Here is a 1,067-nt window from a genome sequence, read left to right on the forward strand (position 1 = left end):
GGTGCCCGCCGATCCGGGCTGGGCGCAGCACTTTGAACAGCTGGCCGAGCGCCTGCGCCGGGCCCTGGGGGCCACCGCGCAGGTGGTTGAGCATGTGGGCTCGACCTCGGTGCCTGCGCTGGCGGCTAAGCCGGTCATTGACATCAACCTGCTGGTGGATGATCCGCGGGACGAGGATTCCTACGTGCCGCAGCTGCGCGCGGCCGGGCTGCTGTTCTGGTTGCGGGAGCCGGGCTGGCACCAGCACCGGTTGTTCAAGCAGCTGGCCACCGGCAGCACGCTGGAGGCCAATATCCACCTCTTCGCGCTGGGCAGCGCCGAGCACTGCCGGATGGTGCTGCTGCGTGACCGGTTGCGCTCCGACCCGGCCATGCGGCGGGCGTACGCTCGGGCCAAGCTCGACGCGGCCGGCCAACTCAATGAGCGCACCGCTCACCAGGGTCTGGTCATGGACTACAACCGGATCAAGGAGCCGTTCATCCTGGGCCTGCTGGAGCAAATCGTCCACGGATTCCCGGAAGACTCTTTGCCCACCACGGCGTGAAACAGTAGACACCCCGACTTGACTTGAGTCACAATTCATTATTACCTAATGATCGTTCGGTAAATAATTCCTGCAGGGGTGCCCATGAGCGAAACACAAGTCGAAAAGTCCCTCCCCCACGCCATCCTGGCCAATGACTACGCCACCGAATGGATGGGCATTGAAGTGCTGCAGCTGGGGGACGGCACCGCCACCATCACCATGCAACTGCGCAAGGAGATGCTCAACGGTTTCGGCATCGCCCACGGCGGGATGGTCTTCGCCCTGGCCGATACGGCCTTCGCCCTGAGCTGCAACCCGGCCGAGGGCAGCGACAAAACCATCACGGTGGCCTCCGGGGTGGACATCAACTTCCTCAAGCCAGGCATTCCCGGACGCACGCTGACCGCCCACGGACAGCGGGTCGCCCAACAGGGCCGCAGCGGCGTGTACGACATCCGAGTCACCCAGGACACCCCGCAGGGAGACGAGGAACTGCTGGCCGTCTTCCGCGGCCGTTCGCGCACCATCCCCAAGCCGGCCT

At 65.1% G+C, this 1,067-nt stretch carries 2 protein-coding genes; both read left to right on the forward strand.

The window, feature by feature from the left end; all coding sequences use genetic code 11:
• Positions 1 to 544, forward strand: a 544-nt coding sequence (locus tag JCM19049_RS15155; protein ID WP_054821978.1) for a GrpB family protein, incomplete at its 5' end; no start/stop codon positions are given.
• Positions 545 to 628: 84 nt separating this feature from the next.
• Positions 629 to 1,067 (forward strand): hydroxyphenylacetyl-CoA thioesterase PaaI (gene paaI, locus JCM19049_RS15160; protein WP_054821979.1); only part of this gene is annotated, 439 nt, incomplete at its 3' end.

Source organism: Arthrobacter sp. JCM 19049, from assembly GCF_001310435.1.